The sequence below is a fragment of the Planomonospora parontospora genome (genome assembly GCA_014647935.1).
GTDB classification, from domain to species: domain Bacteria; phylum Actinomycetota; class Actinomycetes; order Streptosporangiales; family Streptosporangiaceae; genus Planomonospora; species Planomonospora parontospora.
The window spans coordinates 153,036-164,928 of record BMQD01000001.1; the positions used below are offsets into that span (position 1 = coordinate 153,036).

Consider the following 11,893-nt stretch of genomic DNA (forward strand, 5'->3'; position numbering starts at 1 on the left):
TACCTGATCGCCCCTGGAAGTCCCGAAGGTTCCGCCGGGCGCCGGCCGTCCGCGGAGTCCTGTCCGTCCCGGTGCCCGGTCAGCCCTTGAGCCCGGAGCGCGAGATGCCCTCGATCACCCAGCGCTGGGCGACGAGGTAGAGCGCGATCACCGGCAGGCTGGCGATCACCGCCCCGGCCATCAGCAGGTCGTAGCGGATGCTGTTGGCGCCCTGGAAGTTGCCCAGGCCCGCGGGGAGGGTCAGCGAGTCGGGGCTGAGCAGGACGTAGATCGGCCACAGGAAGTCGTTCCAGTTGGTCAGGAAGGAGAGCAGGAACAGCGTCACCAGCGCCGGCCGGGCCAGGGGCAGGACGACGGCGGTGAAGATCTGCCAGCGGTTGCAGCCGTCCAGCTCGGCGGCCTCCTCCAGCTCACCGGGGAGGGTGAGGAAGAACTGCCGCAGGAAGAACACCCCGAACGCGCCCGCCGCGGCGGGGACGATCACCGCGGGCAGGCTGTCCACCCACGCGAGCTCGTTGACGATCAGGAAGTTGGGGATCAGGAGCACCACCGGCGGCACGAACAGCGTCGCCACGACCGTGGTGAAGATCGCGCCGCGCCCCCTGAACCGGAGCCGGGCCAGCGCGTACGCGGCGGGGGCCGCGGTGACCAGCACCAGCGCGGCGTGCCCGGTGGCGGCGATGAGGCTGTTGGCGAACCAGGTCAGGATCGGGCTGTCGGCGCTGGTGAGGATCTCACGGTAGGCGCCGGTGGAGAAGGGGTCCGGGATCCACTGCGGCTCGGTGGACCCGGAGCCCTCGCGGGTCTTGAAGGAAGTGGAGACCATGTAGACCAGTGGGCTGAGGTACAGCGCCGCCACCAGGGCGAGGACCAGGTGCAGCAGGGCCCGCCGCAGCCCGCGGGTGTCCCGGGGACCGGGGCTCCTGAGGTTCATCGGCTCTCCTTCGGGCGTGGAGGCCCCGCCTTCGGGCGCGGGGAGGGGGTCAACGCGCGCTCCTGTCCCGGAAGGCGCCGAACACCAGGGCGCTGGCCGCCATGAGGCAGGCGGCCAGGATGAAGCTCATGGCCGAGGCGGTGCCCATGTCGAACTGGCGCAGGCCGGTCTCGGCGATGAGGTAGATCGCGGTCTTGGTCTGGTCGGCGGGCGCGCCCGCCGTGATCAGGTAGGACTGCCCGAACATGTTGGCCGAGGCCAGGATGGTGGCGTTGACCACGAACACCGTGACCGGCCGCAGGCCCGGCAGGGTGACCGCGCGGAACCGCCGCCAGGCCGAGGCGCCGTCGACCATCGCGGCCTCGTGCAGCTCGCGCGGGATGTCCTGGAGCCCGGCCAGGAAGATGACCGCGTTCAGGCCCAGGGTCCACCACACGGTCACGCCGACCAGGGCGACCCAGGCGGGCGGCACGTCGGTGGTCCACTGCACGTCGAGGCCGAGGTAGTGGTTGACCAGGCCGATGTTCCCGTCGAGCAGGAACCTCCAGAGGAAGCCGACGACTGCGACCCCCAGCACGTAGGGGGCGAAGTAGACGGCGCGGTAGAGGTTGCGCCCGCGGAAGCGGCCGTTCATCAGCAGCGCCACCAGCAGCGGCAGCACGATCAGCAGCGGCACGGAGAACAGGGTGAAGATCCCGGTGGCCCGCATCGCCAGCCAGAAGCGCCCGCCGTCCACGCTGGACGGGTCGAACAGCTCGGTGTAGTTCTCCAGCCCGACGAACGGCTTGGCGGGCAGGTTGACGTCCCACTCGTGCAGGCTGGTCCAGAACCCGAAGCCGATCGGCAGGACCATGAAGACGGCGAAGAGGGCGAGGTAGGGCGCGAGGAAGGCGTACGGCGTCCACCACCGCATCCGGCGCGTGGCCCCGCCCGCGGCGGGCCCCGCCGCCCCGGACGGGCGCCCCGGCCGCTCCAGCACGGTCACCGGCCGCCCGTCCCCACCGGCCGGGGGCGCTCCCTCCTCCCGCGGCGCCGGGCCGGTCACCGGCCGTACTTCCGCTTGTTGTCGGCGAGCAGTTTGTCGGCCGTCGCCACGCCCTCCTTCAAGGCCTCGGCCGGGCTCGCCTGCTTCAGCACGGCCTTGGCCACCGCCAGCTCCAGCGCCTTGGACTGCACGTCGCCGACGCCGGGCAGGGCGGGCAGGAAGCGGAAGACGCCCACGTCCTTCGCCAGGCCCACCTGGGGCAGGTCCGCGACGGCGGGGTCCTCGCGGACGGAGTTGCGGGCCGGGATCATCCCGGCCTTGGCCCACTCGGTGGACCGGCGGCTGACGGAGTCGATGAAGGCCTTCGCGGCCTGCACCTTGTTCGGGTCCTTGCCCGCCTGGGAGGTGAGCACGAAGTTGTGCGAGGCACTCCACACCGCGGGGGTGCCGCCGATGTTCGGCACCGGGGACAGGCCCCACTGCAGCGACGGCGCGTTCGCCTTGAGGTCGTTGATCTGCCAGATGCCGTCCCAGGTGAGGCTGACCCTGCCGTTCTTGAAGGCGGCGTACTGGGTGTCGATCGCGACCTTGGGCGGGCTGAAGCCCTCGTCGATCTGCTCCACCATCCAGCTCAGCGCCCGGACCCCCTGCTCGGAGCCCCACAGGGCCTTCGCGCCGTCCTCGCTGTAGAGCTCCCCGCCGTGCTGCCAGAGCAGGGACATGAACATCAGGTGGGCCGGCCACTTGTTCGGCATCCAGAACGGGGTGGCGATCCCGGCCTTCTTGAGCTCCGCGAGGGCGTCGGCGTAGGAGGCCTTGTCCGCGGGCGCCTCGGACAGCCCGATCTTCTCCAGGTGCTCGCGGTTCCAGTAGTCGCCCAGGCCGTGCACGTCGAGCGGGACGCTGTAGCGCTTCCCGTCGAAGACCCCGGCGCTCCACACGGCGGGGATGAAGTCGGCCTCGGTCAGCTCCAGCGCCCCGACCACGTCGTCCAGCGGGATGAGGGTCCGCCGGGCGGCGAAGGTGCCGATCCAGTCGTTGTGGATGATCGCCACGTCCGGTCCCTTGCCGGCAGCGATGGCCGTGGGCATGGCCGGGTAGAGGTCCTCCCAGCGGCGGGTGATGTTGCGCACCTCGATCCGGCCGGAGAACTCCTTGTTGAACGCCTCCACCATGGCCCGCATGTGCGGCCCGTCGCCGCCGGTGAAGCCGTTCCAGTAGTCCAGGGTGACCTTGGGGCCGGTGTACTCGCCGCCGGAGAACGACGGAGCGGCCGAGGCGGGTGCGGAGGAGCCCGCGCCGATCTTGGTCCCGCCGCCGCAGGCGGCCAGGGCGGCGGTGAGGCCGGCGGCGCCGGTCAGGCCGAGGAAGGAGCGGCGGGAGAAGGAATCGCTCATGTCTTACTCCTGGGGGGCGAAGCGGACAATACTCCATGAAACTGGCGGGAGGGTGAGGGTGGCCCGGCGGCCGTCGAGGCGGAGCCCGGTGCCCGGGCGGGGGGCGACCCGGTCGGGGGCGGCGGCGGAGTTGACCGCCGAGAGGTCCGGGTCGGCGAGTTCCAGGTGCTCCACCGGGACCAGGCCGGCCGGGAGCGCCACCTCGAGCTCGCAGGGCCCGCGCCGGTCGCGGTTGACCACGAAGAGCGCCGTCTCGCCGGTGGCGTCGTCGAAGGTGGCGGTGGCCCAGACGGCGGGGGCCTCGCCGTACCTGGCGGTGGGGATCGCCGGGCACTCCGGCTCCACCCGGAGCACCTGGCCCCGGGCGTGCCGGGCGGTCAGCGCGAACGGGTGGAAGACGCTCTGCCGCCAGGCCGGGCCGCCCGGCTCCGTCCGGATCGGGGCGATCACGTTGGCCAGCTGGGCCTGGCAGGCGATGCCCACGCGGTCGGCGTTGCGCAGCAGCGTGATGAGCAGGCTGCCGACCACGACGGCGTCGGTGACGTCGTAGTCGTCCTCGATCAGGCGGGGGTGCTCGGCCCAGTCCAGCGCGGACTCGCCGGGGAAGCGGCTCTGGTACCAGACGTTCCACTCGTCGAAGGAGAGCTTGATCCGCCTGCGGCTGCGCAGCTTGGCGCCGACGTGGTCGGCGGTGGCGGCGATCGAGCGGATCATGTGGTCCATGTCGGCGGCGCTGGCCAGGAAGGAGTCGACGTCGCCGTCGGACGGGTCGTAGTAGGCGTGCAGCGAGATGTGGTCGACCATCTCGTAGGTCGCCTCCAGCACCTCGGCCTCCCACGCCCCGAACGTCGGCATGCCGCCGTTGGAGCTGCCGCAGGCCACCAGGGACAGGTCCGGGTCGAAGCGCTTGAGCGCCCGGGCGGTCTCGGCGGCGAGCCTGCCGTACTCGCGGGCGGTCTTGTGGCCCATCTGCCAGGGGCCGTCCAGCTCGTTGCCCAGGCACCACAGCCGCACGCCGTGCGGCTTGTCCACGCCGTGCGCGCGGCGCAGCTCCGACAGGCGGGTGCCGCCGGGGTAGTTGGCGTACTCCACCAGCTCCAGCGCCTCGGCCACGCCGCGGGTGCCCAGGTTGAGCGCCATCATCGGCTCCACCCCGGCCTTCGCCGCCCAGGCCATGAACTCGTTCAGCCCGAAGGCGTTGCCCTCCAGGCTCCGCCAGGCCAGGTCCAGCCGGGCGGGCCGGTCCTCCACCGGCCCGACGCCGTCCTCCCAGCGGTAGTTGGAGACGAAGTTCCCGCCGGGGTAGCGGACCAGGGTCACCCCGAGCTCGCGGGTCAGCTCCAGCACGTCGGTGCGGAAGCCGTCGGCGTCGGCCAGCGGGTGGCCGGGCTCGAAGACGCCGGTGTACACGCAGCGGCCCATGTGCTCGACGAACGAGCCGAACAGGCGGGGCTCCACCGGGGCGATCCGGAAGGCGGGATCCAGGGTGAGACGGGCGCTGGTCGTCGGCAAGACACGACCTCTCTGTCAACGCGGTGTTTCGGTGGTGCGTTTGTACAACGTTGTTCCAACGTTGTAAACAGGGGCGTAGGAGGTCGATACCGGGGCGTTACGATCGACCCCGTCGGATCGTGTACGGCTCGCGCAGCCGTACGGCCAGGGAGGTGGAAGCGGGTGGGGGTGAGCCTGCGCGACGTCGCGGATCTGGCGGGGGTGTCGGTGAAGACCGTCTCCAACGTGGTCAACGGGTACGCGCACGTCGCGCCCGCCACCCGCGCGAAGGTGGAGGAGGCGCTCTCCCGGCTCGACTACCGGCCCAACCTGTCGGCGCGCAACCTGCGGCGGGGGCGCACCGGCGTGATCGCCCTGGCGCTGCCCGAGCTCGACGCGCCCTACTTCGCGGAGCTGTCGAGGTTCGTCATCGACGCCGCGGCCGAGCAGCGGTGGCTGGTGGTCATCGAGCAGACCGACGGGAGCCTGGAGCGCGAGCGGCAGATCCTCGACGGGGTCCGCGACCACCGGGTGGACGGGCTGATCCTCAGCCCCATCGCGATCGGCGCCGACGAGCTCGCCGCCCGCACCGACGAGACGGCGCTGGTCCTGCTGGGCGAGCGCATCCACGACGGCCCGGCCGACCACGTGGCGATCGACAACGTCCGCGCCGCCCGCGACGTCACCGAGCACCTGATCGGCCTGGGCCGCACCCGCGTCGCCGCGCTGGGGGCCCAGGACAGCGCGGTCAGCGGTACGGCCCCGCTCCGGCTGGCCGGCTACCGGGAGGCGCTGGCCGCGCACGGCCTCCCGGAGACGGTGGTGCGGGTGGAGCGCTACCGGCGGGCGGACGGCGCGGCGGCGATGGCCGGGCTGCTCACCGGCGGCGACCGGCCCGACGCGGTCTTCTGCTTCAACGACCTGCTGGCGCTGGGGGCGCTGCGCGCGATCCTCTCCCGCGGCCTGCGGGTGCCCGAGGACATCGCGCTCGCCGGGCTCGACGACATCGAGGACGGCCGCTACAGCACCCCGACCCTGACCACGGTGGCCCCGGACAAGGCCGAACTGGCGCGGATCGCGGTGGACCTGCTGAGGCGGCGGATCGACGGGCGGTCCGGCCACGCGCCGCAGGAGGTCCGGGCCGGCTACCGCCTCATGGCCAGGGAGAGCACCCTGGGCCGTTGAGCCGGTTGAGCCGGTTGAGCCGGTTGAGCCGGTTGAGCCGGTTGAGCCGGTTGAGCCGGTTGAGCCGGTTGAGCCGGTTGAGCCCGTTGAGTGCGCCGGGTCCGCGGTCCGCTGAACGCCCTGGGGCGCCGAGCACCCTGAGCGCCCCGGGCTCGGCGATCCCGGTGAGGGCTCAGACGTCGCGGCCCCGCATCCCCCGCTGCGCCGGGTCGACGCCCCACGAGATGATCCGCTCCGGGCGGATGCGGATGACCTCCCGGCTGAGGTACGGCGAGGGCGGCTCGTGGTCCTCGACCGCCTCGGCCGTGCCCCGGATCTCCACGCCCCGGACGACCCAGGGGTCGGTCGAGGCGAGGTCGTCCACCACGAAGGCCACCCGGCCGTTCGCCCGGACGTTGCGGAACTTCCTGGTCGCGCCCATGGCGCGGCCGTAGATGTCGATCGTGCCCGTCGCGGGGTCGTAGTGGAAGCCGGTGGGGCTGTTCTGCACCGTGCCGTCGGGCGCCACGGTGGCCAGGCGGCCGAGCCGCTGCCCTCCGAGGTAGTCGAGCTCGGCCTGGGTGAACACGTGCGCGGAGGTCTCTGCGGTCGTCATGCGTCCAGGCTGCAACCTCAAGCTACCTTGAGGTCAACTTAGGATGGGCCCGTGTCCCAGACAACGGAACTCAGCGTCGGCCAGCTCTCCGCCCGCAGCGGGGTGGCGATCTCGGCCCTGCACTTCTACGAGGCCAAGGGCCTGATCCGCAGCCGCCGTACGGCGGGCAACCAGCGCCGCTACACCCGCGACACGCTGCGCAGGATCGCTTTCATCCGGGTCTCCCAGCGGGTCGGGATCCCGCTGAAGACGATCCAGCACGCGCTCTCCGCCCTGCCGGACGGGCGCACCCCGAACCGGGAGGACTGGGCCCGGCTCTCCGCGCTGTGGCGGACCGAGCTGGACGACCGGATCCGGCAGCTCCAGCGCCTGCGCGACGGGCTGACCGACTGCATCGGCTGCGGCTGCCTGTCCCTCGACCGCTGCGCGCTGGCCAACCCCGGCGACGTGCTGGCCGCCCGCGGCCCGGGATCGCGGCTGATGGTCGCCCCGGCGGCGGGCTGCGCCGTACCGGGGGAGGCGGCGGGCGCGGGGACGGCGGCCGGCGCCGGGGCGGGCGCCGTACCGGGGGAGGCGGGCACGGAGGCGGGCTTCGGGGTGTGCGCGGGGCCAGGCGGGGAGGCGGACTCCGGGGCGGGCGCGGGGCCGGGCACGGAGGCGGACTCCGGCGCCGCGTGAAAATTACATCGGAGCCGGAGTCTCACCTCGCCTTTGTTGGTTGGGAACTCAAACTAATTGACGATGCGTCCGCGGCCGTGTGAACCTCTGGGCGCTCATGCACGCGCATCACGGGCGGTCGGAGGTCAGGTTCCCGCTCTCTGATCGTGCATGGCGGTTCGTCCATTGCTCCGCGGAGGGAAACCGTACATGCGAAGAAGACTGGTCGGCGTGCTCGCCGCCTCGGCGCTGACATGCGCGGTGGCGGGCACCGCCGTCACGGGCGCGGCCGCGCAGACCGCCCCGGCCGGCGCCCTGTCGGCCGCCGCCACCGCCGTGGCCGCCGAGACCAACGAGTGGAAGAACGTCCGGATCGACGGCGGCGGGTTCGTCCCGGGCATCATCTTCAACCAGAAGGAGAAGAACCTCATCTACGCCCGCACCGACATCGGCGGGGCGTACCGGTGGGAGCAGTCCAGCAGGACCTGGGTCCCGCTGCTCGACTGGGTCGGCTGGGACAAGTGGGGCTACAACGGCGTGGTCAGCCTCGCCACCGACCCCGTGGAGACGAACCGCGTCTACGTCGCGGCCGGGATGTACACCAACGACTGGGACCCCAACAAGGGTGCGATCCTGCGCTCGGCGGACAAGGGGAAGACCTGGCAGGCCACCGAGCTGCCGTTCAAGCTCGGCGGCAACATGCCCGGCCGGGGGATGGGCGAGCGGCTGGTCGTGGACCCGAACGACAACCGCGTGATCTACCTCGGCGCGCCCGACGGCAACGGCCTGTGGCGCAGCACCGACAAGGGCGTCACCTGGGCCAAGGTCGCGAGCTTCCCCAACCCCGGGAACTACGCCGCCGACCCGGACGACCCCAACGGCTACCTGAGCCACCGGCCCGGCGTGGTCTGGGTGACCTTCGACCCGACCTCGGCGACGGCCGGCAAGACCACGCAGAAGATCTACGTCGGGGTGGCCGACAAGGAGAACACGGTCTACGGCTCCTCCGACGGCGGCGCCACCTGGACCCGCGTCGCCGGGCAGCCGACCGGCCACATCGCCCACAAGGGCGTGTTCGACCACACCAGCGGCACCCTGTACATCGCCACCAGCGACACCGGCGGGCCGTACGACGGGGCCAAGGGCGACGTGTGGAAGCTCGACACCAGGACCGGCGCGTGGACGCAGATCAGCCCGATCCCGTCCAGCTCCGCCGACGACTACTTCGGCTACAGCGGCCTGACCATCGACCGGCAGAACCCGAACACGATCATGGTCGCCACCCAGGTCTCCTGGTGGCCCGACGCGATCTTCTTCCGCTCGACCGACGCCGGCGCGACCTGGACCCGGATCTGGGACTGGGGCTCCTACCCCGAGCGGACCAAGCGCTACACGATGGACATCTCCTCCGCGCCGTGGCTGACCTTCGGGGCGAATCCGCAGCCGCCGGAGGAGGCGCCCAAGCTCGGCTGGATGAACGAGTCGGTGGAGATCGACCCGTTCGACTCCAACCGGATGATGTACGGCACCGGCGCCACGATCTACGGCACCGAGGACCTGAAGAAGTGGGACACCGGCGGCAAGTTCACCATCAAGCCCATGGTCGAGGGCCTGGAGGAGACCGCCGTCCTCGACCTGGTCAGCCCGCCCAGCGGCGCGCCCCTGGTCAGCGCGCTCGGTGACATCGGCGGCTTCCGCCACACCGACCTCACCAAGGTCCCGCCGATGATGTTCACCTCACCGACCTTCACCTCGGCCACCAGCCTCGACTACGCCGAGACCAGCCCGAACATCATGGTCCGCGCGGGCAACTTCACCGACGCCGACCGGCCGGGCGACAGCCACGTCGCCTTCTCCACCGACGGCGGCGCCAACTGGTTCCAGGGCACCGAGCCCGGCGGGATCAACGAGGGCGGCACCGTCGCCGCGGCCGCCGACGGCTCCCGGTTCGTCTGGGCGCCCAAGGGCGTGGCCGTCCACCACACGGTCGGTTACGGCAACGGCTGGACCGCCTCCACCGGCATCCCGACCGGCGCCGTGGTCGAGTCCGACCGGGTGAACGCCAAGAGGTTCTACGGCTTCAGCGCCGGGAGGTTCTACGTCAGCACCGACGGCGGCGCCACGTTCGCGGCCTCCGCGGCGACCGGCCTGCCCGCCGAGGGCAACGTCAAGTTCAAGGCCGTGCCCGGCCGCGAGGGCCACGTCTGGCTCGCAGGCGAGACCGGCCTGTTCCGCTCCACCGACGGCGGCGCCTCCTTCACCAAGCTGTCCGGCGTCACCTCAGCGGTGAACGTCGGCTTCGGCAAGGCCGCGGAGGGCCGGAACCACCCGGCGCTCTACGCGGTCGCCACGATCGGCGGCGTGACCGGTGTCTTCCGCTCCGACGACACCGGCGCCACCTGGGTCCGGGTCAACGACGACCAGCACCAGTACGGCAACATGGGCGAGGCCCTGACCGGCGACCCCCGGATCTACGGCCGCGTCTACCTGGGCACCAACGGCCGCGGCATCGTCTACGCCGACACCGGCGACGGCGGGACCACGCCCCCGGACGACGACACCACCGACCCGTCCAAGCCGGGCAGGCCGGCCGCCTCGGCGATCACCGCGACCGGCGCCACGCTGACCTGGACGGCCTCGACCGACGACGTCGGCGTCGAGGGCTACGACGTCTACCGCGAGGCCGGGGCCACGGACGTCAAGGTCGGCTCGCCCTCCTCGGCGTCGTTCGCCCTGACCGGGCTGACGGCCGACACCTCCTACACCTACTACGTCGTGGCCCGCGACGCGGCCGGCAACACCTCGGCCGCCTCCGACCCGGTGACCTTCAAGACCACCACCGGCGGATCCACCGAGGGCGGCTGCACCGCGGCCTACAGGGTGGCCAACTCCTGGCCCGGCGGCTTCCAGGGCGAGGTGACGGTCAAGAACACCGGCACCGCAGCCATCACCGGCTGGACCGTGAAGTGGACCTTCCCCGACGGCCAGAAGATCACCCAGCTCTGGAGCGGCGTGCACACCCAGACCGGGGCGGACGTCACCGTCAGGAACGCGGGCTGGAACGGCAACCTGAATGCGGGCGCCTCCACCTCGTTCGGCTTCGGGGCCGGCTGGACCGGCGCCAACGGCGTCCCCGCCGCCGTCACCTGCACCGCGGGCTGACCCGTGTGAACCGTTGAGGTGACCCGTGTGAGGTGACCCCGCGGGAGGCCCCGGCCGTACGGCGCGCCCGCCGTACGGCCGGTTCCGCCCGGCGGGACGGTCTTCCGGCCTCGCGCCCTCCGGGGGCACGAGGCCGGACTCGTCCGCGGGGAGGAGCGGAGCTCGGACGCGCGGGCCTATCCTGGAACGAAACCGACTGTCCGGGGGAACACGTGGCCATCTCAGACGGGGTGCGAGACACCCAGGACGGCGCCGGGCGACCGTCCGGGGCCGGTGACGCCGGTGACGCCGGAGCGGCGGAGGCGGAGGGCCCGGCCATGCGCGAGACCGGTGACGCGGAGAGTCCCTCCATGCGCGAGACCGGCGACGCCGAGGCGGTGAAGGCCGAGGCGGCCGAGCGCTCGCCCATCCGCTCGGGCCTGCACGGCCGGCTGGACGCGATCAGGTCCACCCGCGCCGGCCGCCTCACCCTGAAGATCGTCATCGGCACGCTCGGCGGCGTGCTGGTCGTCGCCGGGCTCATCATGGTGCCGTTCCCCGGCCCCGGCTGGGCGGTCGTCTTCGCCGGTCTCGCGGTGCTGGCCCTGGAGTTCCACTGGGCCCACCGGCTGCTGGAGTTCGGCAAGCGGACCCTGTCTGCCTGGATGGTCTGGCTCGGCCGGCAGCATCTCGCGGTCAAGGGCCTGGTCATCCTGGTCGCCGCCGCGACCGCCACCGCCATCGTCTACTTCGGCGTCAAGCTCAGCTTCGGCGTCGACCTGGTCCTCGAGGCCCAGAAGCTGCTCATCCGCTGACCCCGGGCAGGGACGGCCGGAGATCCGGCCCGGCCGCCTCGGCCGCCCGCGGCAGGCCGGTGAAGAGCGCCGGCAGGCCGGGCATCGCGGCGAGGGCGCGTCCCGGCGGGCGGATCAGGCAGGCGGGGCGAGCGTGTGCAGGTGCATCTCGACGAGCTCGTCCTCTCCGGCCGGCGACGGCTGGGCGAGCAGCCTGGCCAGCGCGAACCCGTTCCTCCTGGCGACCGCGCAGGAGGCGGGGTTGGCCACGGCGTGCCGCAGGTCCAGCCGGGACAGCCCCAGGCAGGCGAACGACCACCGGGCGACCGCGCCGAGCGCGTGACCGGCCACGCCGCGCCCGCGGGCGGCGGGCAGGACCCAGTAGCCGACCTCGCCGGTCCCGTCGCCGCGGGTCCGCACCCGGATGTGACCGAGCACCCCGCCGGTGGTCGAGTCCGCGACGGCGAAGGAGGCCGACGAGCCGTCGGCCCAGCCCCCGATCCGGTCGGCCAGCCAGGCATGCTCGTCGGGGATGTCGGGGGAGGCGGCCGTCCAGCGGCGGATCTCGGGGTCGCACAGGGCCGCGCCCACCACCCCGGCGTCCTCGGCGCGCCACGGCCGCAGGTGCAGCGTGCCCGCGGTGATCTCCATGGGTTCCACGCCGGGTGAGCCTACCGGGTCGGCGCTCCCCTCCCGCGAGGAGAGGCGGCGGCG

9 protein-coding genes and 1 pseudogene are annotated in these 11,893 nt (G+C 72.5%); 4 read left to right on the plus strand and 6 right to left on the minus strand.

What is annotated here, in order from left to right; translation table 11 throughout:
* Window positions 1-79: 79 nt before the first annotated feature.
* The 4 genes from IEZ07_RS00700 to arfA are packed head-to-tail and all read right to left on the minus strand — an operon-like array spanning window position 80 to window position 4,828.
* Window positions 80-934 carry a carbohydrate ABC transporter permease gene (locus IEZ07_RS00700; protein ID WP_068896771.1) on the minus strand — a complete coding sequence of 285 codons (855 nt, stop codon included), beginning with the start codon at window positions 932-934 and terminating at the stop codon, window positions 80-82.
* 49 nt (window positions 935-983) lie between these two features.
* On the minus strand, window positions 984-1,919 hold the full coding sequence (locus IEZ07_RS00705) for a carbohydrate ABC transporter permease (RefSeq protein WP_204054194.1): 936 nt from the start codon (window positions 1,917-1,919) through the stop codon (window positions 984-986).
* Between the two features lie 56 nt (window positions 1,920-1,975).
* Window positions 1,976-3,316: an ABC transporter substrate-binding protein gene (locus tag IEZ07_RS00710; protein WP_191893004.1), complete on the minus strand. Its 1,341-nt coding sequence runs from the start codon at window positions 3,314-3,316 to the stop codon at window positions 1,976-1,978.
* A 3-nt stretch (window positions 3,317-3,319) separates the two neighbouring features.
* On the minus strand, window positions 3,320-4,828 hold the full coding sequence (arfA, locus tag IEZ07_RS00715; RefSeq protein WP_191893005.1) for an arabinosylfuranosidase ArfA: 1,509 nt from the start codon (window positions 4,826-4,828) through the stop codon (window positions 3,320-3,322).
* A 162-nt stretch (window positions 4,829-4,990) separates the two neighbouring features.
* On the opposite strand from arfA, the gene IEZ07_RS00720 reads away from it, so the two are divergent.
* Window positions 4,991-5,992: a LacI family DNA-binding transcriptional regulator gene (locus IEZ07_RS00720; protein ID WP_191893006.1), complete on the plus strand. Its 1,002-nt coding sequence runs from the start codon at window positions 4,991-4,993 to the stop codon at window positions 5,990-5,992.
* Window positions 5,993-6,164: 172 nt separating this feature from the next.
* Here IEZ07_RS00720 and IEZ07_RS00725 read toward each other — a convergent pair whose 3' ends face one another.
* Entirely contained in the window at window positions 6,165-6,587 is a 423-nt protein-coding gene (locus tag IEZ07_RS00725; RefSeq protein WP_068896767.1) for a PPOX class F420-dependent oxidoreductase, read from the minus strand.
* 51 nt (window positions 6,588-6,638) lie between these two features.
* On the opposite strand from IEZ07_RS00725, the pseudogene soxR reads away from it, so the two are divergent.
* From soxR to IEZ07_RS00740, 3 genes and pseudogenes are all read left to right on the plus strand, one after another.
* Window positions 6,639-7,082: pseudogene (soxR, locus tag IEZ07_RS00730) on the plus strand (redox-sensitive transcriptional activator SoxR); the annotation flags it as partial.
* A gap of 372 nt (window positions 7,083-7,454) precedes the next feature.
* Window positions 7,455-10,406, plus strand: a complete 2,952-nt coding sequence (locus IEZ07_RS00735; protein ID WP_191893008.1) for a cellulose binding domain-containing protein — start codon at window positions 7,455-7,457, stop codon at window positions 10,404-10,406.
* Window positions 10,407-10,636: 230 nt separating this feature from the next.
* On the plus strand, window positions 10,637-11,200 hold the full coding sequence (locus IEZ07_RS00740; RefSeq protein ID WP_239319236.1) for a TIGR02611 family protein: 564 nt from the start codon (window positions 10,637-10,639) through the stop codon (window positions 11,198-11,200).
* Between the two features lie 114 nt (window positions 11,201-11,314).
* Here IEZ07_RS00740 and IEZ07_RS00745 read toward each other — a convergent pair whose 3' ends face one another.
* Entirely contained in the window at window positions 11,315-11,830 is a 516-nt protein-coding gene (locus IEZ07_RS00745) for a GNAT family N-acetyltransferase (protein WP_239319244.1), read from the minus strand.
* Window positions 11,831-11,893 lie beyond the last annotated feature (63 nt).

Coding starts and splice junctions, on each gene's coding strand:
- IEZ07_RS00700 (WP_068896771.1), bottom strand. CDS start 934: ATGAACCTCAGGAGCCCCGGTCCCCGGGACACCCGCGGGCTGCGGCGG.
- IEZ07_RS00710 (WP_191893004.1), bottom strand. CDS start 3,316: ATGAGCGATTCCTTCTCCCGCCGCTCCTTCCTCGGCCTGACCGGCGCC.
- IEZ07_RS00725 (WP_068896767.1), bottom strand. CDS start 6,587: ATGACGACCGCAGAGACCTCCGCGCACGTGTTCACCCAGGCCGAGCTC.
- IEZ07_RS00735 (WP_191893008.1), top strand. CDS start 7,455: ATGCGAAGAAGACTGGTCGGCGTGCTCGCCGCCTCGGCGCTGACATGC.
- IEZ07_RS00745 (WP_239319244.1), bottom strand. CDS start 11,830: ATGGAGATCACCGCGGGCACGCTGCACCTGCGGCCGTGGCGCGCCGAG.